The organism is Brachyspira catarrhinii, assembly GCF_005518285.1.
Lineage (GTDB): Bacteria > Spirochaetota > Brachyspiria > Brachyspirales > Brachyspiraceae > Brachyspira > Brachyspira catarrhinii.
Window position 1 is genome coordinate 1 of the sequence record NZ_SJDU01000870.1, and the last position, 315, is coordinate 315.

Consider the following 315-nt stretch of genomic DNA (forward strand, 5'->3'; position numbering starts at 1 on the left):
ACGAATACGGCTATTTTAATTTTGGCAATTTGATTAAAAATTATAATAAAAATTCAAATAATAAAATTGACGAAAAATTAATTATTGTCCGAAACGAACTTTCGCATGGAAGATTGACGAATTATAAAACGGTTATAGAAATTATAGATTCTTCTTTACAAAAACTCGGTTTGTCGTCTTTATACGAAAATTATAATAGAAAAACGAAATATTAGAAATTGGCTTTTTGTCAAAATATATTTTACTAAAATAAAACCCCATGCATCTCTGCATGAGGTTCGTAAAAATTATATTATATGAAAGAATGTAGATTAC

1 protein-coding gene is annotated in these 315 nt (G+C 24.8%); it reads left to right on the plus strand.

Annotated features, from left to right (window positions below):
• Positions 1-215, plus strand: a 215-nt coding sequence (locus EZH24_RS14615; protein WP_236847301.1) for a hypothetical protein, incomplete at its 5' end; no start/stop codon positions are given.
• Positions 216-315: the final 100 nt, after the last annotated feature.